Annotated in this window: 14 protein-coding genes; 6 read left to right on the plus strand and 8 right to left on the minus strand. The window is 71.0% G+C overall.

Annotated elements, in window-relative coordinates; translation table 11 throughout:
- Positions 1-6: 6 nt before the first annotated feature.
- Positions 7-1,134 (plus strand): glycosyltransferase, encoded by a 1,128-nt coding sequence (locus ACV7NM_RS10520; protein WP_463413891.1) that lies wholly within the window; start codon positions 7-9, stop codon positions 1,132-1,134.
- 20 nt (positions 1,135-1,154) lie between these two features.
- Here ACV7NM_RS10520 and ACV7NM_RS10525 read toward each other — a convergent pair whose 3' ends face one another.
- The 4 genes from ACV7NM_RS10525 to gmd form a co-directional block, all read right to left on the minus strand.
- A complete protein-coding gene (locus ACV7NM_RS10525) occupies positions 1,155-1,373 on the minus strand; it encodes a hypothetical protein (protein ID WP_136214496.1) in 219 nt (72 codons plus the stop codon).
- 129 nt (positions 1,374-1,502) lie between these two features.
- Positions 1,503-2,180 carry a hypothetical protein gene (locus ACV7NM_RS10530; RefSeq protein ID WP_463410056.1) on the minus strand — a complete coding sequence of 226 codons (678 nt, stop codon included), beginning with the start codon at positions 2,178-2,180 and terminating at the stop codon, positions 1,503-1,505.
- Positions 2,181-2,277: 97 nt separating this feature from the next.
- Positions 2,278-5,061, minus strand: coding sequence for a CBM96 family carbohydrate-binding protein (locus ACV7NM_RS10535; protein WP_463410057.1), 2,784 nt, complete (start codon positions 5,059-5,061; stop codon positions 2,278-2,280).
- A 248-nt stretch (positions 5,062-5,309) separates the two neighbouring features.
- Positions 5,310-6,323, minus strand: a complete 1,014-nt coding sequence (gmd, locus tag ACV7NM_RS10540; protein WP_463410058.1) for a GDP-mannose 4,6-dehydratase — start codon at positions 6,321-6,323, stop codon at positions 5,310-5,312.
- A 449-nt stretch (positions 6,324-6,772) separates the two neighbouring features.
- On the opposite strand from gmd, the gene ACV7NM_RS10545 reads away from it, so the two are divergent.
- Positions 6,773-7,726: a GDP-L-fucose synthase family protein gene (locus ACV7NM_RS10545; protein ID WP_463410059.1), complete on the plus strand. Its 954-nt coding sequence runs from the start codon at positions 6,773-6,775 to the stop codon at positions 7,724-7,726.
- Positions 7,727-7,742: 16 nt separating this feature from the next.
- Here ACV7NM_RS10545 and ACV7NM_RS10550 read toward each other — a convergent pair whose 3' ends face one another.
- Positions 7,743-9,227, minus strand: coding sequence for a sugar transferase (locus ACV7NM_RS10550; RefSeq protein ID WP_463410060.1), 1,485 nt, complete (start codon positions 9,225-9,227; stop codon positions 7,743-7,745).
- A 381-nt stretch (positions 9,228-9,608) separates the two neighbouring features.
- Here ACV7NM_RS10550 and ACV7NM_RS10555 point away from each other — a divergent pair, with 381 nt between their 5' ends.
- Positions 9,609-11,876 (plus strand): M4 family metallopeptidase, encoded by a 2,268-nt coding sequence (locus ACV7NM_RS10555; RefSeq protein WP_463410061.1) that lies wholly within the window; start codon positions 9,609-9,611, stop codon positions 11,874-11,876.
- Positions 11,877-12,031: 155 nt separating this feature from the next.
- Here ACV7NM_RS10555 and ACV7NM_RS10560 read toward each other — a convergent pair whose 3' ends face one another.
- A complete protein-coding gene (locus ACV7NM_RS10560; protein ID WP_463410062.1) occupies positions 12,032-13,048 on the minus strand; it encodes a hypothetical protein in 1,017 nt (338 codons plus the stop codon).
- Between the two features lie 220 nt (positions 13,049-13,268).
- Positions 13,269-14,789: an MFS transporter gene (locus tag ACV7NM_RS10565; RefSeq protein ID WP_463410063.1), complete on the minus strand. Its 1,521-nt coding sequence runs from the start codon at positions 14,787-14,789 to the stop codon at positions 13,269-13,271.
- Positions 14,790-14,915: 126 nt separating this feature from the next.
- Between ACV7NM_RS10565 and ACV7NM_RS10570 the strand changes: the two genes are divergently transcribed.
- Positions 14,916-15,917, plus strand: coding sequence for an Lrp/AsnC family transcriptional regulator (locus ACV7NM_RS10570; RefSeq protein ID WP_463410064.1), 1,002 nt, complete (start codon positions 14,916-14,918; stop codon positions 15,915-15,917).
- 134 nt (positions 15,918-16,051) lie between these two features.
- On the opposite strand, the gene glgP is transcribed toward ACV7NM_RS10570, so the two are convergent.
- Entirely contained in the window at positions 16,052-18,700 is a 2,649-nt protein-coding gene (glgP, locus tag ACV7NM_RS10575) for an alpha-glucan family phosphorylase (RefSeq protein WP_463410065.1), read from the minus strand.
- A 496-nt stretch (positions 18,701-19,196) separates the two neighbouring features.
- On the opposite strand from glgP, the gene ACV7NM_RS10580 reads away from it, so the two are divergent.
- Both ACV7NM_RS10580 and treS read left to right on the plus strand, forming a co-directional pair.
- Positions 19,197-21,191, plus strand: a complete 1,995-nt coding sequence (locus tag ACV7NM_RS10580; protein WP_463410066.1) for an alpha-1,4-glucan--maltose-1-phosphate maltosyltransferase — start codon at positions 19,197-19,199, stop codon at positions 21,189-21,191.
- Positions 21,188-22,882, plus strand: a complete 1,695-nt coding sequence (gene treS / locus ACV7NM_RS10585; RefSeq protein WP_463410067.1) for a maltose alpha-D-glucosyltransferase — start codon at positions 21,188-21,190, stop codon at positions 22,880-22,882. Before ACV7NM_RS10580 ends, treS begins: the two co-directional genes overlap by 4 nt.
- Positions 22,883-22,927: the final 45 nt, after the last annotated feature.

A 22,927-nucleotide genomic window follows, 5' to 3' on the forward strand; every position in this document is an offset into this window, starting at 1 on the left:
GCCGCTTTGAGAGTCCTGCACGCCGTGACGTTGCACTCCCCCTCGCACGCCTTCGGCGGGCCGGTCCGGGTCGCGCTGAACCTGTCCAAGGGGCTGCGGGCGCGGGGTCACGAGGCGCGGTTGTTGGCCCTCGGCGAGGGGTTCCCCGATCCGTGGCCGACATCCGTGGAGGGGGTGCCCGCGAAGCTGTTCCCGGCCCGCAGGCTGCTCCCGCTGGGCTTCAGCGGGATGACCTCCCCGGCGCTGCTCGCCTCGGCGGGGCGGCTGGTGCGGGAGGCGGACGTGGTCCACGTCCACCTGGCGCGGGACCTGGTGACGCTGCCCGTGGCGCTGGCCGCGCTGCGCGCCCGCAAGCCGCTCGTGCTCCAGACCCACGGAATGGTGGACCCGAGCGGGAAGCCGCTGGCCAAGGTGCTGGACGCGGTGGCGGTACGCCGGCTGCTGCGCGGCGCGGACGCGGTGCTGTACCTGACGCCGCACGAACGGGAGGGCTTGGACGCGGTGGTGGGGCCGCCCGCGCTGGACACGGCGGTGCGGCTGGTCAACGGCACCCCGGCGCAGGAGGAGCGCCCGGCCCCGACCGGGGCGCCGCGCATCCTGTACTCCGCGCGCCTACAGGCCCGTAAACGGCCGGTGGACTTCGTGGACGCCGCGCCGGCGGTGCTGGCGGCGCATCCGGACGCGCGGTTCGTGGTGGCCGGGCCGGACGAGGGCGAACTGGCGGCGGTCCGGGCGCGGATCGCGGAACTGGGGCTGGACGCCTGCTTCACGGTCCCCGGGGCCCTGTCGAGCGCGGAAGTCCTGGCGGAGCTGCGTCGGGCCCATGTGTACGTGCTGCCGTCGGTGGAAGAGCCGTTCCCTATGTCGGTGTTGGAGGCGCTGGCGGTGGGCACGCCGGCGGTGGTGACCCACTCCAACGGTCTGGCCCGGGACATCTCCGCGGCGGGGGCCGGACGCGCGGTGGAACCGGGTCCGGCGGGGGTCGCCGAGGCGGTCCTCGCCCTCCTGGACCCGGACGCGAACCGGTCGGCGTCGGTGGCCGCCCGGAAATTGGCGGCTCAGTCGTTCTCGATGGACACCGTGCTGGACACCCTCCTGTCGGTGTACGCGTCGGCCCGCGGCGCGGGGGCGTAGCCGCTCCCCCGCCCGGCGGGTCAGATGATGTCGCGGCCGCGTTCCTCGACCACCGGGAGCACCCCGGCGGCCCGACGCCGGCGCAGGACGCTGGAGTACACGGCCAGGCCGATCGCGCCCGCCGCCATCATGATCAGGCCGACGAGGGGGAGGTTGACGCCCTCCATCCGCCAGTCGCTGGCGAAGGTGATGATGGCCCCCACCACGATCAGGGCAATGCAGCCGCCGATGCCTCGCATGTCAACTCGCCTCCACATTCGTGGTCTTGTGACGGCGCGAGTACCCCGGGCCGGGACATGGAAACGCCCCCGTCGGCAGTGGCACCGCCGGCGGGGGCGTTCTTGTGGGCGCTCGGGTCGGGCGGTGTCCTACGCGGGGACCCAGGCGTAGCAGGCCGTCGAGGTGAACTCGGTGGTGCCCGCCGGGATCGTCGCCGTGATCTTGTCGCCGGTCTTCGGCGGGGTCGCGGGTCCCGAGGCGAGGACGGAGCCGTCCTTGCCCTTGGCCTCCCAGGCGCAGGTGGTGCTCTGGGTCAGCGCCCGGTAGGTGCCGGGGGCGGGGGACTGCCGGCGGCCGTCACCGAAGCCCTTGTCGGCCGCGTCCAGGATCGGCTTCTGCTCCGGACACAGGAACGGGATGGCGTCCTTCGCCCCAGGGATCTCCCCGGCGACGATGGCGCCGACGGCCGCGTCCTTGTCGTGCTTCGCCGTGCGCTCCACCCGCTGGCAGGACTCCTGGCCCGTTTGGAGGACGGCCGCGGGGTCCATCTTCTCCGGGACCCGGCCGCTCAGGTACTTCTTCTCGGTCTCGGTGAAACTGCCCGTCTTGGGGACGAGCTTCGCGTCGGGCAGGACCGGGCCGGACGGCTTCCCCCCGGAGGGGGACGGCGCGGCCGGACTGTCGGCCGGGTCAGGCACCGAGGAGGAGGCCGGCGGCTTCGGCTTGCCGGCCTCGGCGTCGGCCTTGCCGTCGCCGCCCGAACCGCAGGCGGTCAGGGCCAAGGTGGCGGCCAGCAGAACAGCAGCCGCTGCGGAGCGTCGGTACATCAGGGGGCTCCCGTACTTGCCGGTGGTGGACAAAGGAGTACGGGGCCTGCCGCCCGGGCAGGCCCCGTACTCCGTCAGGCGGGTGGTGCCTCGGCCGTTACTTGGGGCCGAAGGTGAGGATCAGCTGCGGCGCGGCGTCCGCGGCCGTCGCCTCCGAGGACCAGAGCCACAGCGGGTCGGTGCCCGTGCTCGTCAGGGCCATGCTGTAGCCGTTGGTGCCCAGCACCGAGGAGACGGCGGTGGTGTCGAGTTCGACGTTCTGGATGGCCGAGCCGTCCGGCACGCCCGCGATGGAGCCGAGCGGGGTGGTGCCGAGGGTCGGCTTGGTGTTGAACGTCGTGCCCGCCGCGCTCCAGGTGCCGGTGACCGGAACCACGGACACGGTGTCGGCCGTACCGGCACCGGTCTGCGTCGTGGTCTTGATCTGGAGCGACGCCGCCTTGAGGACCGTCCCGGCGGGGGCGGCCGGGAGGTTGAAGCGCAGGTACGTCTCGTACGCCGAGGTGCCGCGCACCGCGAGCGAGGTGGACGTGCCGTAGGCCTGGCCGGGGGCGCCCTGGTTGATGTAGGTGTCCTCGGTCGCGACGACCTTGGAGACCGTGTCGGTGGGGGCAGTGGCCAGGTCGTAGTGGTTCTTGACCTGGGCCTGGGTCAGCGCCGTCGGGTAGACGGCCGTCTCGTCGATCTGCCCGACGAAGAAGTTGCTCGTCGGACGGCTCGGCCAGCTGCTGAGGTTGTCGCCGCCCACGTGCCAGAAACCGGCGTACTGCTGGAAGTTGGTGACGTTCAGCGTGCCCTTGTTCTGGCCGTCCACGTACAGCGCCATGCCCGAGGGGCCCTGGGTGCCGACGACGTGGTGCCACTTGTTGTCGTTGTACGTCTCGAACAGGCCGGTGGAGATGGTCCGGGTCGAGCCGTTGTACACGCCGAAGACCAGGCGGCCCGTGTTGGTCATGTACAGCTGCTTGTCGTACGAGCCGCTGTTGCGGTCGGTGTTGTTGCCGAAGCCGATCAGCTTGCCGCCGCGCGTGGTGTTCGTCTTGAACCAGGTCTCGATGGTGTAGCTGCTGCCGACCGTCTGGCGGTGGTCGCTGTACACCTGCTGGCTGGTGCCGTTGAAGCCCATGGCGGTACTGGCACCGGAGACGGCGCCGGGGGTCTGGCGCAGCGCCGGGGCGTTCAGCTGGATGCCGCTCGTGTCGCCGCCCGTGGAGGAGTCGGCGACGTAGGGGCTGACGGTGTCGTCGTAGCGCCAGTAGAGGTTGGCGCCGTCGGCGCGGACCTGGTTCGGGTACGACTGGGCCGAGGCGGGGACCGTCACCGAGGCGTTCGCCGACAGCGCGCTGGTGTTGCCGGCGGCGTCGGTCGCGGTCACGCGGTAGGTGTAGGACTGGCCGGCCTTGACGGTGGTGTCGGTCCAGGAGGCCTGCCGGCGCTCGAACTCCAGGGAGTCGGCGGTCATGGTGTGGGCCGGGGTGGACGAGCCGTTCCGGTAGATCCGGTACGTCAGCTTGCTGTCGTCCTTGTCGTAGCTGGTGCGCCAGCGGACCTGGACCTCGCCGGGCTTGACGCTCGCGGCGCTCGCGACCGGGGTGGTCGGCGCGCCGACGTCACCGCTGGAGGCGAACCGGGTCAGACCCTGCTGCGCCACGCCGTTGACGGTGGTGAACTCGCCGCCGACCCACATGTACTTGGTGTCGCCCTTGTCCGCGACCGCCATGACGCGCGGGCCGATGCCCTCGCCGAGGCCGTCGTTGGTGTCGGGGAACCAGCCGAGCTTGCGGGGGCTGGCCACGAAACCGTCCACCGGCGCGGGGGGCGTGCCCTGGTAGTCGGTGGGCTCGGCCAGCAGGTGGTGACGGCGACCGTCGGGGTACTCGCCGTTCAGGGAGCAGTCGTGCGCGTGCGAGGAGCTGTAGAGGACTCCGTCGTACGGCAGGACGAACTGGGTCGCGCCGAGGCACCGGTCGCGCCACTTCTCGCTGAAGTCATTGAGGTTGAGGCCGATGCGGCCGTCGAAGACGCCGCCGCCGGAGCCCTCGTTGCCGGTGTAGAAGCCGGTCGCGTCGGTGGCGATCGACTTGACGACCGAGTTGGAGGGGATGGTGCTGTAGGTCTTGGCGACGGCGCCGGTGGCGGAACTCACGACCGCCAGTGCGTGCGTGTTCTGGCCGTTGACGGTGAAGAAGTCACCGCCCAGGAGGACGTTCTTGCCGTCGGGGGTGACCGCGACCGCCCGGCCGGGCTCGTCGGCGTTGGCGACGAAGGGCTTGAGCGCACCGGAGCCGGCGTCGACCGCGGCGAACCGCTCGCGGGTCTGGCCCTCGACGGTGGTGAAGTCGCCGGCCGCGTACAGCGTGTCGTCGGTGACGGCGAACGCGCGCACGGTGGAGGGGAAGCTCGGGTGGAACGACGCCTTGGGGGTGCAGGTCGCGATGTCGATCGCCGCGACGCTGGAGACCGGCGTGCCGTTGACGGCGCCGAAGTAGCCGCCCGCGTACAGGGTCTTCTTGTCCTTCGAGACGGCCAGGGCGCGCACGGTGGCGCTGCCGTCGCCGACGGTGAAGGCGAGCTTGCAGGAGGTCGGGGCGCCGGTCGCGGCGTCGAGCGCCACGAAGTTCACCGCTTCCTGCTCGGTGCCGCTGCCACTGCCGTCGGGCGGGCGGACCGCCGAGAAGGTGCCGCCGGCGAAGACCGTGCCATTGGCCTGGGCCATCGCCCAGACGATGCCGTTGGGCTGCCAGGTGGGCAACTCGTCGGCGGTGAATGCCACGGGCGGCGTGATGGCGGACGCCTCGGGCATCAGCACCAGGCCTATACCGGTGCCGGCACCGGCCAGTGACAGGACGAGGGCAGCAGTCAGCCCTCTGGATCTACGCATGAGCCCCCCAGGGCAATCGCCCGGTTTTGATGGCTGGAACTATCCGATCAGCCATATGTACTGGCGCAGACTAGGGCTCACGCGAGGTCCCGGTCACCTCACTTGACCCATTGCATACCAACTTGGAATCAACAGGTTCTACATAGAGGACGCACGACGGACATACGGCAGGTTTGCCCCGGTCACGCGGCAGGGACCTGCTCGGCGTGACCGGGACACGGCAAATCAATAGGCGAAATATAAGGCCTCTAGCGGTCGATGCGGACCGTCACGCCCGCCAGTTGGTCCTCGACCTGGCGGATGTCGGCGTCGACCATGATCCGGGCGAGTTCGGCCACCAGGACCGTCGGCTTCCAGCCGAGGATCTCCTGCGCCTTGGAGGCGTCGCCGATGAGCGCGTCGACCTCGCTGGGGCGCTCGTACTTGGGGTCGTAGCGCACGTGCTCGTTCCAGTCGAGCCCGGCGTGGTGGAACGAGGACTCCACGAACTCGCGGACGGTCGCGGCGACACCGGTGGCGACCACGTAGTCGGTGGGCTCGTCCTGCTGGAGCATCCGCCACATGGCGTCGACGTACTCGGGCGCGTAGCCCCAGTCGCGGACGGCGTCGAGGTTGCCGAGGTAGAGGTGGTCCTGGAGACCGGCCTTGATCCGGGCGACGGCGCGGGTGATCTTGCGGGTCACGAAGGTCTCGCCGCGGCGCGGGGACTCGTGGTTGAAGAGGATGCCGTTGACCGCGAACATGTCGTACGCCTCGCGGTAGTTCACCGTGGTCCAGTACGCGAAGACCTTGGCGGCCCCGTACGGGCTGCGCGGGTGGAACGGGGTCGTCTCGTTCTGCGGCGGCGGGGTGGCGCCGAACATCTCCGAGGACGAGGCCTGGTAGATGCGGGTGTCCACGCCGCTGGCCCGGATGGCCTCCAGCAGGCGCAGCGCCCCGAGGCCGGTGACGTCGCCGGTGTAGAGGGGCGCGTCGAAGGAGACGCGGACGTGGGACTGGGCGCCCAGGTTGTAGACCTCGTCGGGGCGTATGTCTCGGAGCAGGTTCACGAGGGCGACGCCGTCGGACAGGTCCGCGTGGTGCAGCACGAGGGAGCGGTTCTCGGTCTGCGGGTCCTGGTAGATGTGGTCGATCCGCTCCGTGTTGAAACTGGAGGACCGCCGCACGAGCCCGTGCACCGTGTATCCCTTGGAGAGCAGGAGCTCGGCGAGGTACGAGCCGTCCTGCCCGGTGACGCCGGTGATCAGTGCGGTCTTGCCCATAGGGTCCCCCTGGTTGTCGGTGTGCTCTGCTTCGATGAGCGGGGCCGGCCCCCACCCGTTGTGCGGGGCCCTGCCCCTGGTCCCCCCGGCGGGCCTGCCGTCGCCCCGCCTCGTCCGGCGGGCGCCCGCGCGGCCCGGGGCCGGATGGGTACCGTACACGCCCCATCCGGAACCGCCCCCACCGCCGAGCCCCGCCACCCCAAGACCCCACGCCCGCCCCGGAACACCCGCCGCAGCGGGTGCCGCCGCCCCGGCCGCGCGACGTGGAAACTCCAGCACCGCCCGCGGCCGGACGACGACCCGCGGCCGGGCTGCGGGCCCTTGGCCGTGGGCATGCGGCCGGGCAACCGGTCGCGCCGGGGCCGCTGTCGGGCGGCGGCCACCGGAGCCGGGCTCGGCAGCGGGCCTGCCGCGTAAAGCCGCGGCAGCGGACTGGCATCATCGGCGGTATGACAAGTTCGCTGCCGCTCCTGCCCCCGCACGCCCGCGTCTTCGTCGCCGGTCACCGCGGCCTCGTGGGGTCCGCGGTCGCCCGGCGGCTGACCGCCGACGGCCACGAGGTGCTCACCCGCAGCCGCGCCGAGCTCGACCTGCGCGACGGCGCCGCGACCGAGGCCTACCTGCGGGACGTCCGTCCGGACGCCGTGGTGCTGGCCGCCGCCAAGGTCGGCGGGATCATGGCCAACAGCACCTACCCGGTGCAGTTCCTGGAGGACAACCTCCGGATCCAGCTCAGCGTCATCGCCGGGGCGCACGCCGCCGGGGTGGGCCGGCTGCTGTTCCTCGGCTCGTCCTGCATCTACCCGAAGCTGGCGCCGCAGCCCATCAGCGAGGACGCCCTGCTGACCGGCCCGCTGGAGCCGACCAACGAGGCCTACGCCCTCGCCAAGATCGCCGGCATCGTGCAGGTCCAGTCGTACCGCAAGCAGTACGGCGCCTCGTACATCTCGGCCATGCCCACGAACCTCTACGGGCCGGGGGACAACTTCGACCTGGAGTCCTCGCACGTCCTGCCCGCGCTGATCCGTCGCTTCCACGAGGCCGCGGCCGAGGGCCGCGAGGAGGTCACGCTGTGGGGATCGGGCACCCCGCGGCGCGAGTTCCTGCACGTCGACGACCTCGCGGCGGCCTGCGCGGTCCTGTTGGAGGGCTACGACGGCGACGAGCCCGTCAACATCGGCTGCGGTGAGGACCTCACCATCAAGGCACTGGCCGAGACGGTCGCCGAGGTGACCGGCTTCGACGGCCGGCTCGCCTGGGACACCTCCAAGCCCGACGGGACGCCCCGCAAGCTGCTGGACGTCACCCGCCTGACCTCGCTGGGCTGGAAGCCCGGCATCCCGCTGCGCGACGGGATCGCGTCCACCTACCGCTGGTGGCTCGACTCGCGGACGTCTCGCTGATCGCAATGCCGGCCCCTCAGTACGCTCCGCGGCCGTCGACGACGGCGCGGAGCGTGCGGCCCATGACATCGACATCACTGGTGAAGGACCAGTTGTCGACGTACTGCAAATCAAGCTGAATCGTTTCGTCCCAGGACAGGTCCGACCGTCCGCTGATCTGCCACAGGCCGGTCATACCGGGACGCACGCTCAGCCGGCGCAGCTCCACCTCGTCGTACCGGGCCACCTCGTCCGGGAGCGGTGGACGCGGGCCGACCAGCGACATGCTGCCCGTCAACACGTTGTACAGCTGGGGCAGTTCGTCCAGCGAGGTGCGGCGCAGCAGCCGTCCCACCCGGGTGACCCGCGGGTCACGGCGCATCTTGAACATCAGGCCGTCGTTCTCGTTGGCCCCTTCCAGCTCGGGCTTCAGCCGGTCGGCGTCCACGACCATCGTGCGGAACTTCCACATGACGAACGGGACCCCGTCGCGCCCGATCCGGCGCTGGCTGTAGAAGGCCGGCCCGCGCGAGCCGAAACGTATCGCCAGTACGAGCGCGAGGAACAGCGGTGACAGCAGCAGCAGTCCGACGGCGGCCCCCGCCCGGTCCAGGACCGACTTCAGCAACGTCTGCACCCCCTTGCCCACGGGCGGCGCGATCCGCAGCACGGCGAGGCCGCCCGCCGAGAGCGTCTCCAGCCGCTTGACGGATATCTCCACCAGACCGGGGAAGACGGCCAGTTCGAGGCCGGCGTCGTGCAGCGCCCAGGCGACCCGGCGCAGCCGCTCCCCGGCGAAGCGCACGCCCGGGGCGACGAGCACCAGGTCGGCGTGGTGGCTGCGTACGGCGCCCAGTACGGCGGCGGCGTCGATGTTCGGCCCCTGCGGGGTCGCGCCCAGCCGGGTCGCGACGGGGACCCCGCTGCCGAGTTGGCCGGCGCCGACCGGGACGACTCCGACGACGACGTAGGGGTGGTCGGTGCGCGAGGCGAGGTGGGCGATCACGCCTTCGGCCGCCTCGGGTTCGCCGACGACCAGGACCCGGCTGACCACCCTGGCTTCCCGGCGGGCGGCGGAGAGGTGGTGATAGGTGAGCTTGTGACAGGCGACGGTGACGAGCAGGGCGGGCAACAGCGCCCCCAGCGCCGCCATTCGCGGGGTGCTCTCCCCGGTCACCACGCGAGCGACGGCGAGGACGCCGATCAAAATCAGCCAGTCGTGGACGACGGGCAGTACCCCCCGGGACTCACCGAGCGTCCGGGTCGCGTACCGTCGACGCAGCGCCTGTACCGCGGTCCAGGCGAGGGCCGCGCCGACCGCGCAGTAGACGGGCCGGGCCTGCCGCGCCGCGTCGAAGACGAGGCCCACGGGAACCGCGGCGCCGAGGAAGTCGGCCGTGACCGCCGCGGGGAGGTACCAGCGCGCCTTGTCGCCGAGTCGGCGCGGAGGCGCGGACGTCGGCCCGGCCGGATCAACGGCCGCCCCGGCCACTCTTTGCGCAGGAAAATGGACATGCCTCATGGGCCCCCCTGGCACGTGGTCTATGACAGTGGCGTGTGCCCGCGGCTTCCCCTGGCGACGAGCATCTGACGCACCGGGAAACAGTACGACAAACACCCGTACGGTAAATGCCGTTTGCGTTAACGGAGCCGCTCGTTGCTCAAGTGTTAGCAACCGGTATCTGGCGTTCCGTATGTTTCATCCTCCTCTCTCACACAAAAGTGAATGGTTCGGATACCGGATACGTCTCTTCGGACAACGGACTGTTTCCAGCCAACCTTTTGATGTGGCCCTGACATTGACGTCGACAGGTGACACTCTTCGACCGTTCATCGCACCAACCCTGATCTGCCCGGAGGTCCACCCAGCCTTCCGGAACCCCCCTTGCAGAAGGAGTTTGCGTTGAGAGCCACCCCCCAGCGGCGTGCCACCGCGGCCGGCGCCCTCGTCGCCGCCGCCGCCATGCTCGCCGTAGGCATGCAGGCCGGATCCGCCAACGCCGACGCCACCGCGTCGCAGTCTTCCAAGGCGGCTCAGCCCAACCCGGGCGCGGCCGCCCGCCTACTCAGCGCTTCGGAGCGTGCGACGCTCCTCGCCGACGCCAACTCGACCACGGTGCAGGCGGCGAAGGCCCTCGGCCTCGGCGGCAAGGAGCGCCTCGCCGTCCGCGATGTGGTCCAGGACGCCGACGGCACCACCCACACCACCTACGAGCGCACCTACGACGGCATACCCGTGCTCGGCGGTGACCTGACCGTCCACGCCAAGGGCGGCGTCACCAAGAGCGTGACCAAGGCCACCAACCACGAGATCAAGGTGGCGGACACCAGCCCCTCCATCGCCACCTCGGCGGCCGAGAGCCAGGCCGTCGACTCGGCCAACGCCGCGGGCGCCAAGCAGGCCAAGCCCTCGAAGAACGCCCGCAAGGTGATCTGGGCCGCCGAAGGCGCGCCCGTCCTCGCCTTCGAGACCGTCGTCGGCGGCCTCCAGGACGACGGCACCCCGAGCGAACTGCACGTGGTCACCGACGCCAAGACCGGCGCGAAGATCACCCAGTGGCAGGCCATCGAGACCGGCACCGGCAACACCATGTACAGCGGCCAGGTCACGCTGGGCACCTCGCAGTCGGGCAGCAACTACACGCTGACCGACGCCGGTCGCGGCGGCCACAAGACCTACGACCTCAACGGCGGCAGCTCCGGCACCGGCACGCTCTTCACCAACACCACGGACGTCTGGGGCAACGGCGCCGCCTCCAACCGGGCGACGGCGGCCGCGGACGCGCACTACGGCGCCCAGGTGACGTGGGACTTCTACAAGAACGTGATGGGCCGCAACGGCCTGCGCAACGACGGCGTCGCCCCGTACAGCCGCGTCCACTACGGCAGCTCGTACGTCAACGCGTTCTGGGACGACGGCTGCTTCTGCATGACGTACGGCGACGGCACCAGCAACACGCACCCGCTGACGTCCATCGACGTGGCCGCCCACGAGATGACGCACGGTCTGACCTCGGTCACCGGCAACATGACCTACAGCGGCGAGCCCGGCGGCCTGAACGAGGCCACCTCCGACATCATGGGCACGTCCGTCGAGTTCAACGCCAACAACCCGAGCGACGTCGGTGACTACCTCATCGGCGAGAAGATCGACATCAACGGCGACGGCACGCCGCTGCGCTACCAGGACAAGCCGAGCAAGGACGGTTCGTCCGCGGACGCCTGGTACAGCGGCGTCGGCAACCTCGACGTCCACTACTCCTCGGGCCCGGCGAACCACGTCTTCTACCTGATGTCCGAGGGCTCCGGCGCCAAGGTCATCAACGGCGTCAGCTACAACTCGCCGACCTCGGACAACCTCCCGGTCACCGCGATCGGCCGCGACGCCGCCTCGAAGATCTGGTTCCGCGCGCTGACGGTCGGCTACTTCAAGTCGAACACGAACTACGCCGCCGCCCGTACGGCGACGCTGCAGGCCGCCGCCGACCTGTACGGCCAGGGCTCGACCACGTACAACAACGTGGCCAACGCCTGGGCCGGCATCAACGTCGGCGCCCGCATCACCTCCGGCGTCTCGGTGACCCCGATCGCCAACCAGACCACCCAGGTCAACACCGCTGTGAGCCTTCAGGTCCAGGCGACCAGCACCAACGCGGGTGCGCTGAGCTACGCGGCGACCGGTCTGCCGGCCGGCCTGTCGATCAACTCCTCGACGGGTCTGATCTCGGGTACCGCCACCACCGCGGGCACGTCCAACGTGACCGTCACGGTGACCGACTCCGCGGGCAAGACGGGTACGGCGTCCTTCACCTGGACCGTCGGCACGTCCCAGCAGAGCGTGTTCGAGAACACGAACGACTACCAGATCGCGGACAACTCGACCGTCGAGTCCCCGATCACGGTGACCCGCACGGGCAACGCCCCGAGCACCCTCAAGGTGGACGTCAACATCGTCCACACCTACGTCGGTGACCTGAGGGTCGACCTCGTCGCCCCCGACGGCTCCGTCTACAACCTGCGCAACCGCACCGGCGGCAGCGCGGACAACATCGTCCAGAGCTTCACCGTGAACGCCTCCTCCGAGGTCGCGCAGGGTGTCTGGAAGCTGCGGGTGGCGGACCTCGCCGCCGCGGACACCGGCTACATCAACAGCTGGAAGCTCACGTTCTGACCCCTACCGGGGTGACGGGGGCCGAGCCGATCGCCGGCTCGACCGATTGATCACGGGGCCGCCCGGGAGACGACCTCCCCGGGCGGCCCTGTTCCATGACGCGGGAGAGCCCGGCACCACGGAGGTGCCGGGCTCTCGCGTCGCGCGGTGGCGGGTCAGCCGATGGAGCGGAAGATACGGTCGAACATGTCGGGACGCTGCTCGTCGGGACGACCCTGCTCCTCCTCCTGACGGGCCTGCTCGTCGCGCATCCCCTGCTCGTCGCGGGCCTGCTCGTCGCGCATCCCCTGCTCGTCGCGGGCCTGCTGCTCCTGCCGGGCCTGCTCGTCCCGCCGGGCCTCCTCCTGGCGCGCTTGCTCCTCGCGCCGGCCCTGGTCCTCTCGGGCCTGCTCGTCACGGGCCTGCTCGTCGCGGGCCTGCTCGTCGCGGGCCTGCTCGTCACGCGCCTGCTCGTCACGCGGCTGGTCCTGACGGCCCTGGTCCTCACGGGCCTGCTCGTCACGCGCCTGCTCGTCGCGCGGCTGGTCCTGACCGGCCTGCTCGTCACGCGCCTGCTCGTCGCGCGGCTGGTCCTGACCGGCCTGCTCGTCACGCGCCTGCTGCGAGCCGGGCTCGTCCATGCGCGGCTTCACCGTCTGGTGCATGGCCGGCTTGGCGCCGTTGTGGTGCATCGCCCCCGGCAGGCCCGGCCGGGCGTCGTGACGGCCGCGGTCCTCGTCCCCGTTGCCGAAGTCGTCGTCGTCACGCCCGTCGCCCCGCCCGTCGTGACGACCCTCGTGACGCCCGTCGTTGTCGTCGTCCACCGGCTTGAAGAGCACCGAGCGGACCTGCACACCGTGTGCCCGCTCCCCCGGCTCCAGCACCCGCTCGGCACGCTCGCCGCAGTCGCGGTCCCGGAACAGCACCGCCAGCGACTCCGTCTCGTTGCGCACGGAGGTCGCCGGGTTCTCCCACGAGGTGCCCGTCAGTCGGTAGCAGGTGTCGTTGTCCGCCGGGCGGATCTGGCGGTGCTCGTCGCCGCCGTCATCGTCGTCGTCCACGAGGTACTCCAGACGGCCCAGCGAGCGGTGGCCGTCATCATCGTCGTGGTCGACCGCCAGGGAGGTGCCGGCGGTGGGCAGAACGAGGGCGAGAGCACCCAGGAGTGCGGCGGCGGTGGTACGAGCACGCATGAAGAGTCCGTTCTCTGATCGGCTGGAATGCCGGTCCGGTGGCATTCAGCGGGCAGCGTAGGAGCGGACACATCAGACGAAACGATTCAGCATGCCCAGCGCGTTCGAAGGTTCACCCTCCTGGATCGGTGCACCACGCCCATACGGCAGTCACCGCGCCCCGCGCCGGAACCCGTCGGCGCACCCGATCGCCCCGCGGCCGGGGCGATCGGAACCGCCCTCAGACCCGCTCCGGGACGGTGACGGCCTCGGCGGCCCGGGCCCCGGTCTTCGCCCCGCCCTCGTTCCGCCCCGTCGAACGGATCAGCAGGACGACGGCGAGGGCGCCCACCAGCCCCATCACCCCCGAGGCCACGAAGGTTTCCCGCAGCCCGCTCACGAAGGCCGCCTCCACCCACGCCTTGGCCGCCGGCGCCGTCGCCAGCAACCGCCCCGCCCCGCCCGATGCCAGCGCCTCGGCGGTGTCGCGCGCCCGACCGGAGTCGGCGAGACCGTCCGCCAGCCCGGAGTGGAAGAGGGAGCCGAGCACCGCGATGCCGAAGGCCATGCCCAGCTGGCGCGCCGTGTTCAGCGCCCCCCCGGCCATGCCCGCCCGGGCCGGGGCCACCGCCCCCATCACAGCGGCCGCCAGCGCCGGGATCGCCGTGCCCACCCCGGCGCCCGTCACCAACAGACCCGGGACCAGCGCCTGCCAGCCGTCACCGGCGTCCAACATCCACGCCTGGAGCAGTGCGCCCACTCCGATCAGCGCGCCTCCCCCGCCGATGGTCAGCCGCGCCGGGGCCCCGTGCAGGAGCCGCCCGGCCAGGGCCGAGACGAGGAACGCGGCCAGGCTCATCGGCACCACCACCAGACCAGCGCCGACCGGGCTCATCCCCTCGACGGACTGGAGCCAGAGGGATACGTACATCAGGTACGAGAACGCGGCCCCGGTCAGCAGCAGCGCGGCGGCCATGACGCCGACGAAGGTCCCGCTGCGGAACAGCGAGAGGTCCAGCATGGGGTGGGCTGTGCGCAGCTCGACGAGGACGAACACGACGAAGGCGACCGCGCCCAGGCCGAGGAGGCCGAGGGTGGCGGGGGAGGTCCAGCCGTTCTCGCCGGCCCGGATCAGCGCGTACGTGACGGCTCCGGCGCCGGCCGTGAAGGCCGTCATGCCGGGCAGGTCGAGGCCCTTGGCGTGCGGGTCACGGGTGTCGGTGACGGCCTTGAGGGTGACGTACACCGCCAGGGCGCAGACGGGCAGGTTGATGTAGAAGATCCAGCGCCAGCCGAAGTGCTCGGTCAGCAGTCCGCCGATGATCGGGCCGGCCGCGGCGGCGGCGCCGTTGACCGCGCCCCACACGCCGAAGGCGATCCCCCGGTCGCGGCCCTGGTAGGCGGCGCTGAGCAGGGCCATCGTGGTGGCGAACATCGCGGCGCCTCCGAAGCCCTGTACCGCGCGGAAGGCGATCAGGGCGCCCGGACCGGTGGCCAGGCCGCAGGCCAGCGAAGCGGCGGCGAAGACCACGAGGCCGCCGAGGTAGACCCGGCAGCGGCCGATCCGGTCGGCGAGGGAGCCCGCGCCGAGCAGCAGGGCGGCCAGTGCCAGGGCGTATATGTCCATCACCCACTGGAGGGCGGAGAACCCCGTGTGCATGTCGGCGGCCATGTCCGGCAGGGCGACGGTCACGATCGTGACGTCGACCAGGAGCATGAAGGCCCCCAGACAGACCGCCGTCAACGGCAGCCACTTGCGCATGATTCTCTCCTCGTCGAGGTGCTGGTTCGGGTAACCCCACGGTCCCCGTTCGCACCCCTGATCCCGCACCCGCAACCCGTTCGCCGCCGGATTTCCGTCATCGTCGGCCCTGGGATGATGGAAACCATGAACCGGACCGCGCCCAACGAGGAGCTCGACCTCCTCGACCGTTCCTTGATCCAGGCACTGATGATCGACGGGCGGGCCCCTTTCAGCCGGCTCGCGGAAGTGCTGGAGGTCTCCGACCAGACGGTGGTGCGCCGATACCGGCGGCTGCGCTCCGGCGGCGTGATCCGGGTGATCGGGCTCCCCCAGGGCCGCCGCGTCGGGCTGTTCGAGTCGTGGCTGCGCGTGCAGTGCGCGCCCGACGCGGCGCTGGAGGTGGCCGGGGCGTTGGCCCGCCGGCCGGACATCGCCTGGGTGAAGCTGGGCTCGGGCGGGACGGAGATCCACTGCCTGACCAAGGCGCGCACCCGCGCGGACCGCGACGGTCTGCTGCTGGAGAAACTCCCGCGCACCCGCAGGGTGACCGGGGTCAGCGCCCACACCCTGCTGCGGGTCTTCGTCGGCGGCCCGGAGCGGTGGTGCGGGCTGGGCGTGCTGCGGCCCGAGCAGGTCGCGGCGCTGGAGCGACCGCCGGTCGTGCCGGGGCGGGAGCGCCACAGCCTCGACGAGGTCGAGCTGGCGCTGCTGTCGGTGCTCGGCCGGGACGGGAGGGCCGGCTACCCCGAACTGGCCCGTGCCTCGGGCCTGTCGGAGTCCACCGCGCGCCGCCGGCTGGAGCGGCTGCGGGACCTCGGGACGCTGTACCTGGACGTGGAGCTCGTCCCCACCCGGCTCGGCTACGAGGCGGAGGCGACCTTGATGCTGACCGCGGCGCCCGCCCGGCTGGCGGAGGCGGGCGCGGCGGTCGCCCGGCACGAGGAGGTGCCCTTCGCGGCCGCGGTGACCGGGGCGGCCAACCTGGTGGCCGTCGTCGTCTGCCGGGACACGGACGCGTTGTACACCTACCTCACGGAGCGGATCGGCGCCGTGCCGGGCATCGAGCGGGTCGAGGTGATCCCGACCCTGCGCAACATCAAGCGGGCCGGGATGCTGGTGGAGGACGGACGGCTGATCGACCCCTGAGACTCACCCGTGCGGCCGCGCGCCACCGGGCCTCGCCCCGGCGGGAACCCGCCGCCCGTCCCCCGGTCCTGTCGTCGAAGTCCCGCCCGGCCCCCGACCTTGACGGCGCCGCTTCGACGACAGGACCCCGGGACTCACCTCAGCAGGACCCCGCCCACCGCGTCGGTGTCGGTACCCGCGTCCTGGGGCCCCGCGACCAGACCGAGTTCGGCCGGGCTGGCCAGCAGCGGGTGCGCGGGCAGGATTCGCACGGTATAGCCGTAGGGCCCCGTACGGTCGAGGGCGAGCGGGCCCTCGTACACCCAGCGGCCCTCCAGGTCCGGCCCGGAGGCCGGCTTCAGCGGGAAGGTCCGGGCGCCCTGGATCACGTCCTGGGCATCCACCCGACCCGCGACGGCCTGCACCTCGACGTCGTCCGGCACGAGCGAGTCCAGTGCCACCCGTACCCGCAGGGTGAGGGTCGCCCCCAGTTCGGCGGTACCGCCGACCGGGGCGGCGGCGAGCGCCTCCACGTGCTCGACGGCGACCCGGGGCCAGGCCGCGCGGACCCGGCCCTTCCACCAGGCGAGGTCCCGCGCCGCCTCGGGGACGAGTGCACGGTGTGCGAGCGCGGCGGGTGCGTAGAGCCGCTCCACGTACTCCCGCACCATCCGACCCGCCAGTACCTTCGGTCCCAGGGATACCAGGGTGCGCCGGACCATCTCGATCCACCGCTCGGGCAGTCCGCTGCGCCCGGCCCGGTCGTAGAAGCGGGGTGCGACCCGGCTCTCGATCAGCTCGTAGAGGGCGTTCGCCTCCAGGTCGTCACGCCGGTCCACGTCCGTGCCGGCCCCGTCGGCGGTGGGGATGGCCCAGCCGAAGTCCGGCTCGAACCACTCGTCCCACCAGCCGTCCAGCACGGAGAGGTTGAGGCAGCCGTTGAGCGCCGCCTTCATGCCGCTCGTGCCGCAGGCCTCCAGCGGGCGCAGCGGGTTGTTCAGCCAGATGTCGCAGCCGGGGTAGAGCTTCTGCGCCATGGCCATGCCGTAGTCGGGCAGGAAGACGATCCGGTGCCGCACCCGGGGGTCGTCGGAGAACCGCACCAGTTCCTGGACGAGGCGCTTGCCGCCGTCGTCGGCGGGGTGCGCCTTGCCCGCGACCACGATCTGCACCGGCCGGTCCGGATCCAGCAGCAGTCGGCGCAGCCGCTCCGGGTCGCGCAGCATCAGCGTGAGCCGCTTGTAGGAGGGGACCCGGCGGGCGAAGCCGATGGTCAGCACGTCCGGGTCGAGCACGGAGTCGACCCAGCCCAGTTCGGCGTCCGCGGCCCCGCGCTGCTTCCAGGACGTCCGCAGCCGGTCGCGCACCTCCTGGACCAGTTGTTCGCGCAGCACCCGGCGCAGGTCCCAGACCTCCTGGTCGGCGATGCCCGCCACGGCGTCCCAGCGCGGGGAGCCGCCGACGGACAGCGCGTCCTCGGTCCGCCCGGCCCCGATCTGGCGCGCGCCGAGCCGCATCACCTCGGGCGCCACCCAGGTCGGCGCGTGCACGCCGTTGGTGATGGAGGTGATCGGCACGTCGACCGGGTCGAAGCCGGGCCACAAACCGGCGAACATGCCCCTGCTGACGGCGCCGTGGAGGGTGGAGACGCCGTTGGCGCGCTGGGCGAGGCGCAGGCCCATCACCGCCATGTTGAACACCCCGGGGTCGCCGCCGGGGTAGGACTCCGCGCCCAGTTCGAGGATTCGCTCGACGGGTACCGCGGGCAGTTCGCCGCCCTCGCCGAAGTGTCGGGCGACCAGGGCGCGGTCGAAGCGGTCGATGCCGGCGGGGACGGGGGTGTGCGTGGTGAACACGGTGCCGGCGCGGACCGCCTCCAGGGCGGCGTCGAAGCCGAGCCCCTGTTCCCCTTCGAGTTCCCTTATGCGCTCGAGACCGAGGAACCCGGCGTGTCCCTCGTTGGTGTGGAACACCTCCGGATCGGCATGACCGGTCAGCCGGCAGTACGTCCGTACCGCGCGGACCCCGCCGATGCCGAGCAGCATCTCCTGGAGCAGCCGGTGGTCGCTGCCGCCCCCGTAGAGACGGTCGGTCACCTCGCGGGCGGCGGTGTCGTTGTCCTCGACGTCGGAGTCGAGGAGCAGCAGCGGGACCCGTCCGACGCGGGCTTGCCAGATGTGCGCGTGCAATGACCGCCCGCCGGGAAGGCTCAGGGCCACTCGGGCGGGCGTACCGTCGACCTCGCGCACGAGGGCGACGGGGAGCTCGTTGGGGTCGAGGACGGGATAGTGCTCCTGTTGCCAGCCGTCGCGGGAGAGCGACTGGCGGAAGTAGCCGTGACGGTAGAGCAGTCCCACGCCGATGAGCGGGACGCCGAGGTCGCTCGCGGCCTTGAGGTGGTCGCCGGCGAGGATGCCGAGCCCGCCGGAGTACTGCGGGAGGGCTGCGGTGATGCCGAATTCCGGCGAGAAGTAGGCGATGGCGGCGGGCAGGTCCCCACCGTTCTCGTGGGTCTGGTACCACCTCCCGCCGTGGACGTAGTCATCGAGGTCGGCGGCGGCAACGGCGAGCCGCCGCAGGAACCGCCGGTCGCCGGCGAGTTCCGCCAGACGGCCGGCGGACACGGCGCCGAGAAGCCGCACGGGATCGCCGGCAGCGGCCTGCCAGCCCTCGGGGTCGACGGATTGGAAGAGTTCGCGGGTTTCCGCGTGCCAAGACCAGCGCAGGTTGCGCGCGAGGTCGGCGAGTGGCAGCAGCGGCTCGGGGAGAACGGGACGCACGGTGAATCGACGGATAGCCTTCACGTGTTCCACCTTCGCAGGGGATCGCGGATCGGAGCGGCCGCACCACGCTGTGCGACCGCGCATCCGTCCACTTCGGTCCACTTCCGGAGCCACGAGGCTAGCCGGCGACCGGGCCGCACCGCCACGGCGCCGACGCGCGCGCGGGCCGCGAACGCGGTATACCGGTGTAGGTCCGGGAGTCCACAGCCGACTTGACGGAGCCTCGGTGAATGTCGAGCCGGGGCTTGGTTATCGGCGTGCCACTACGTACGAGTAGTTAACCAAGCACGCGGATTGGGCGGGACGAGAGTGGGAAGGGCTCCCCGGGTACACGCACGGCGCACACCGCCCACCACCTCCCGCCACCCGAGTGAACGCGGACAGGAGCGGCCATGCCCGCAGCCCAGCCGTCTTCTGAACGGCTAGAAACAGAGCGAACAGAGCGTGCACTGCCGGCTGCCCAGTCAGCCGGACCGTTGCCACCGAGCCCCGCGAACTGCCTCCAGGTGATCCCATCATGATCGGTCGCATTCCCGTGCTGGACGTCCGCCCTGCCGTCGACTGCGGCGCCAGACCCGCCAAGGCGGTCGTGGACGAGGTCTTCCGGATCTCGGCCACCGTGTTCCGCGAGGGCCACGACGCCGTGTCCGCCCATGTCGTGCTCCGAGATCCGAGCGGACGGCTGCGACCACCTGTGCCCATGTACGAACTCGCTCCCGGCACCGACCGGTGGGGCGCCAGGGTCTGCGCCGATACCGAGGGACGGTGGACCTACACCGTCGAGGCGTGGAGCGACCCCGTCGCCACCTGGCGGGCGCACGCCGCCATCAAGATCCCGGCGGGGATCGACACCGGGCTGATGCTCCTCGAGGGCGCGGAGCTGTACGCGCGGGCCGGCTCGAAGATCCCCAAGAAGGACGGGCGCGCGCACGTACTGGCCGCCGCCGAGGCGATGCGCGACGAGGACCGGGAGGTCTCGGTGCGGTACGCGGCCGCCCTCGCGGCGCCCGTGACCGAGGCCCTCGCACGCCGCCCTTACCGGGAGCTGGTCAGCGCGGCGAAGCCGCTGCCGCTGCTCGTCGAGCGCAAGCGCGCCCTCTTCGGCTCCTGGTACGAGATGTTCCCCCGGTCCGAGGGAGCCGTGGTGGAGCCGGGTTCGGCTCCGGTGAGCGGGACCTTCCGGACCGCCGCCGAGCGGCTGCCGGCGATCGCCGCGATGGGCTTCGACGTCGTGTACCTGCCGCCGATCCACCCCATCGGCAGCACCTGGCGCAAGGGCCCGAACAACACCCTCTCCGCCGGTAGTTGGGACCCGGGCGTGCCGTGGGCCATCGGGTCCACCGAGGGCGGCCACGACGCCGTCCACCCCGAGCTGGGCACCATCGAGGACTTCGACGCGTTCGTGGCGCGGGCCCGGGAGCTCCGGATGGAGATCGCCCTCGACTTCGCGCTCCAGTGCTCGCCCGACCACCCGTGGGTGGAGAAGCGGCCGGAGTGGTTCCGCCACCGCGCGGACGGGACGATCGCGTACGCCGAGAACCCGCCGAAGAAGTACCAGGACATCTACCCGATCCACTTCGACACCGACATGGCCGGCATCGTCGAAGAAACGGTCCGTATCCTGCGGCACTGGATGGACCACGGCGTCCGGATCTTCCGCGTCGACAATCCGCACACCAAGCCCGTCGTCTTCTGGCAGAAGGTGATCGCGGACATCAACAAGACCGACCCCGACGTGATCTTCCTGGCGGAGGCCTTCACCCGCCCCGCGATGATGCGCGCCCTGGCCGCCGTCGGCTTCCAGCAGTCCTACACGTACTTCACCTGGCGCAACTCCAAGGCGGAGCTGACCGAGTACCTGACCGAGCTCGTCGACGACCGTTCCGCGGCCGTCATGCGGCCGAATTTCTTCGTCAACACGCCGGACATCCTGCACGAGTACCTTCAGCACGGCGGACGTCCGGCCTTCGAGGTGCGGGCCGTGCTCGCCGCCACCCTCTCCCCCACCTGGGGGATCTACGCCGGATACGAGCTCTGCGAGAACGAACCGGTCAAGCCGGGCAGCGAGGAGTACCTGAACTCCGAGAAATACGAGTTCCGGCCACGCGACTGGGCCGCCGCCGACCGCGAGGGCCGCACCATCGCCCCGCTGATCACCACCCTGAACCGGGTCCGACGCCGCAACCCCGCCCTCCAACAGCTGCGCGACCTGCACTTCCATTCGACCGACAACGAACAGGTGATCGCCTATTCGAAGCACGCCGGAGCCAATTCCGTACTGGTGGTCGTCAACCTCGATCCGCACCACACCCAGGAGGCGACAGTCTCGTTGGACATGCCGGTACTCGGCCTCGACTGGCACGGGTCCCTCGCGGTGCGCGACGAGCTCACCGGCGAGACCTATCACTGGGGCAGGGCGAACTACGTGCGTCTGGAGCCGGGTCGGACACCCGCGCACGTGCTGGCCGCTCTGCGACCGTCCCCGCCCACCGGAGGGTCACCCATCACATGATGATCAACGATCCCGTCCCCGACACGTTCGAGGACACCCCCGCCAAGGACCGCGACCCCGACTGGTTCAAGCGGGCGGTCTTCTACGAAGTCCTCGTCCGCTCGTTCCAGGACAGCAACGGCGACGGCGTGGGCGACCTACAGGGCCTCACCTCCAAGCTCGACTACCTCCAGTGGCTGGGTGTCGACTGCCTCTGGCTTCCGCCGTTCTTCGCGTCACCGCTGCGCGACGGGGGCTACGACGTCTCCGACTACACCTCCGTGCTGCCGGAGTTCGGCGACCTCGCCGACTTCGTCGAGTTCGTGGACGCCGCGCACCAGCGCGGCATGCGGGTGATCATCGACTTCGTCATGAACCACACGAGCGACCAGCACGAGTGGTTCCAGCAGTCGCGCAAGGACCCGGACGGGCCGTACGGCGACTACTACATGTGGGCCGACAACGACAAGCAGTACCAGGACGCCCGCATCATCTTCGTCGACACCGAGACCTCGAACTGGACGTACGACCCGCTGCGCAAGCAGTACTACTGGCACCGCTTCTTCTCGCACCAGCCGGACCTGAACTACGAGAACCCGGCCGTGGTCGAGGAGATCATCTCGGCGCTGCGCTTCTGGTTGGACCTCGGCATCGACGGCTTCCGCCTCGACGCCGTGCCCTACCTGTACGCGGAGGAGGGGACCAACTGCGAGAACCTCCCGCGCACCCACGCGCTGCTCAAGCGGGTCCGGGCCGAGATCGACGCGCACTACCCCGACACCGTCCTGCTCGCCGAGGCCAACCAGTGGCCCGAGGACGTGGTCGACTACTTCGGCGACTTCACCAAGGGCGGGGACGAGTGCCACATGGCGTTCCACTTCCCCGTCATGCCGCGCATCTTCATGGCCGTGCGAAGAGAGTCCCGCTACCCCGTCTCCGAAATCCTGGCCAAGACCCCGGCGATCCCGGTGAACTGCCAGTGGGGCATCTTCCTGCGCAACCACGACGAGCTCACCCTCGAAATGGTCACCGACGAAGAGCGCGACTACATGTACGCCGAGTACGCCAAGGACCCGCGGATGCGGGCCAACATCGGCATCCGGCGCCGGCTCGCCCCGCTCCTCGACAACGACCGCAACCAGATGGAACTGTTCACCGCCCTGCTCCTGTCGCTGCCCGGCTCGCCGGTGCTCTACTACGGCGACGAGATCGGCATGGGCGACAACATCTGGCTCGGCGACCGCGACGGCGTGCGCACGCCCATGCAGTGGACCCCGGACCGCAACGCCGGTTTCTCCTCCTGCGATCCGGGCAGGCTGAACCTGCCGGTCATCATGGACCCCGTCTACGGGTACCAGGTCACCAGTGTCGAGGCGGCGATGGCATCGCCCTCCTCGCTCCTGCACTGGACGCGCCGGCTCATCGAAATCCGCAAGGCGAACCCCGCCTTCGGACTCGGGTCGTACACCGAACTGCCGTCGACCAACCCGGCGGTGCTCGCCTTCCTGCGCGAGTACGGGGACGACCTGGTGCTGTGCGTGCACAACTTCTCGCGCTTCGCGCAGCCCACCGAGCTCGACCTGCGGTCGTTCAACGGGCGGGTGCCCGTCGAACTCACGGGCGATGTGCGGTTCCCGCCGATCGGCGAATGGCCGTACCTGCTCACGCTCGCGGGTCATGGCTTTCTGTGGTTCCGCCTGCGCAGTGAGTAGTCCGGCACCGAAAAGCGGGTAACGGCGGTACGGGGCGGGCGCGCG

This window comes from Streptomyces sp. Tek67B01 (assembly GCF_055231995.1).

What these genes read in the sequence shown, in the direction of transcription:
- ACV7NM_RS10560 (WP_463410062.1), bottom strand. Translation starts at nt 13,048, where the DNA reads ATGCGTGCTCGTACCACCGCCGCCGCACTCCTGGGTGCTCTCGCCCTC.
- ACV7NM_RS10545 (WP_463410059.1), top strand. Translation starts at nt 6,773, where the DNA reads ATGACAAGTTCGCTGCCGCTCCTGCCCCCGCACGCCCGCGTCTTCGTC.
- ACV7NM_RS10580 (WP_463410066.1), top strand. Translation starts at nt 19,197, where the DNA reads ATGATCGGTCGCATTCCCGTGCTGGACGTCCGCCCTGCCGTCGACTGC.
- ACV7NM_RS10535 (WP_463410057.1), bottom strand. Translation starts at nt 5,061, where the DNA reads ATGCGTAGATCCAGAGGGCTGACTGCTGCCCTCGTCCTGTCACTGGCC.
- gmd (WP_463410058.1), bottom strand. Translation starts at nt 6,323, where the DNA reads ATGGGCAAGACCGCACTGATCACCGGCGTCACCGGGCAGGACGGCTCG.
- ACV7NM_RS10570 (WP_463410064.1), top strand. Translation starts at nt 14,916, where the DNA reads ATGAACCGGACCGCGCCCAACGAGGAGCTCGACCTCCTCGACCGTTCC.
- ACV7NM_RS10525 (WP_136214496.1), bottom strand. Translation starts at nt 1,373, where the DNA reads ATGCGAGGCATCGGCGGCTGCATTGCCCTGATCGTGGTGGGGGCCATC.
- treS (WP_463410067.1), top strand. Translation starts at nt 21,188, where the DNA reads ATGATGATCAACGATCCCGTCCCCGACACGTTCGAGGACACCCCCGCC.
- ACV7NM_RS10550 (WP_463410060.1), bottom strand. Translation starts at nt 9,227, where the DNA reads ATGAGGCATGTCCATTTTCCTGCGCAAAGAGTGGCCGGGGCGGCCGTT.
- ACV7NM_RS10530 (WP_463410056.1), bottom strand. Translation starts at nt 2,180, where the DNA reads ATGTACCGACGCTCCGCAGCGGCTGCTGTTCTGCTGGCCGCCACCTTG.
- ACV7NM_RS10565 (WP_463410063.1), bottom strand. Translation starts at nt 14,789, where the DNA reads ATGCGCAAGTGGCTGCCGTTGACGGCGGTCTGTCTGGGGGCCTTCATG.